Below are 1,402 nucleotides of genomic sequence, written 5' to 3' on the forward strand. Positions count from 1 at the left end.
GCCACCGCCCAGACGGCGGTCCTGCACGACGAGATCACCGACGAGGACCTGACCGTGCGGGCCCGCGCGGTGATCAACGCGGCGGGGGTGTGGGCCGGCCACGTCGATCCCTCGATCGCGCTGCGCCCCAGCCGCGGCACCCACCTGGTCCTCGACGCGGCCGTCCTCGGGCACCCCGCCGCGGCGCTCACCGTTCCCGTTCCGGGCGCGACCAACCGGTTCGTGTTCGCCCTGCCCGCCCAGCTCGGGCGGATCTACCTCGGTCTCACCGACGAGGACGCCCCCGGCGACATCCCCGACGTCCCGCACGCGACCGACGGCGAGATCGACTTCCTGCTCGACACCGTCAACTCGGCGCTCACCACCGTGCTGACCCGCGACGACGTGCTCGCCACCTATTCCGGGCTGCGCCCGCTCCTGCGAACGGCCGACGGGGACGGCGCCACGGCGGACCTGTCCCGCAAGCATGCGGTCGTCCGCGGCGAGGGCCGTCCGATCGGCATCGTCGGCGGCAAGCTGACCACCTACCGGAAGATGGCGCAGGATGCGGTGGACGCTGCCGCCGCCGCCACCGGATTGCCGGCCGGGCCCTGCAACACCCACCGGATACCGCTGGTCGGGGCCGCCGACCGGACGGCACTCGCCCGGCTGTCGGCACCGGTGTCCCTTGTGAGTCGCTACGGGACCGAGGCAGCGTTGCTCGCCGCCGACCCGGCGGGACTCGCGCCCGTCGCACCCGGACTGGACGTGTGCCGCGCCGAACTCGAGTTCGCGGTCACCCACGAGGGAGCGCTCGACGCGGACGACATCCTCGATCGGCGTACCCGCATCGGCCTCGTCCCGGCGGACCGGGCCGCGGCGCACGACGCGGCACTGTCCGTGCTCGCCGAACACGGCCTCGCCTGACCGGTCCCGGTCGCGCGGCCCGCGCGATGTGACAGGCTGGTGCGATGCGAGTTGCGGTGGTGGCCGGACCTGATGCCGGACATGCGATCCCGGCGATCGAACTGTGCCGGCGGCTGGCGGAGGCGGGGGACGATCCGATCCTGTTCACCGGCGAACGCTGGCTGGGTACCGACCTTCCCGGCGTCACGTTCGCGCTGCTCAAAGGACTGGACCCGCGACCGGGCGACGACGACGCCGACGCCGGCGCCAAGCTCCACGCCCGCGCCGCGCACATCGCGACCGAGATCCTGCCCGACCTGAGCGCGCTGCTGCCGGACCTGGTCGTCTCCGACGTCATCACCGCCGGGGGCGGCATGGCCGCCGAACGGCTCGGCATCCCCTGGATCGAGCTGTCCCCGCACCCGCTGTACCTGCCCTCACGCGGCCTGCCGCCGATCGGCAGCGGTCTCGCGCCCGGTCGCGGGATCCGCGGCCGGGTCCGGGACGCGCTGTTGCG

1 protein-coding gene and 1 pseudogene are annotated in these 1,402 nt (G+C 74.1%); both read left to right on the forward strand.

The window, feature by feature from the left end:
- On the forward strand, positions 1-906 hold a 906-nt coding region (locus ACN675_RS29140), incomplete at its 5' end, for an FAD-dependent oxidoreductase (RefSeq protein WP_420754113.1).
- Between the two features lie 44 nt (positions 907-950).
- Positions 951-1,402: pseudogene (locus ACN675_RS29145) on the forward strand (glycosyl transferase); the annotation flags it as partial.

The organism is Rhodococcus sp. O3 (assembly GCF_048897285.1).
GTDB lineage: Bacteria > Actinomycetota > Actinomycetes > Mycobacteriales > Mycobacteriaceae > Rhodococcus.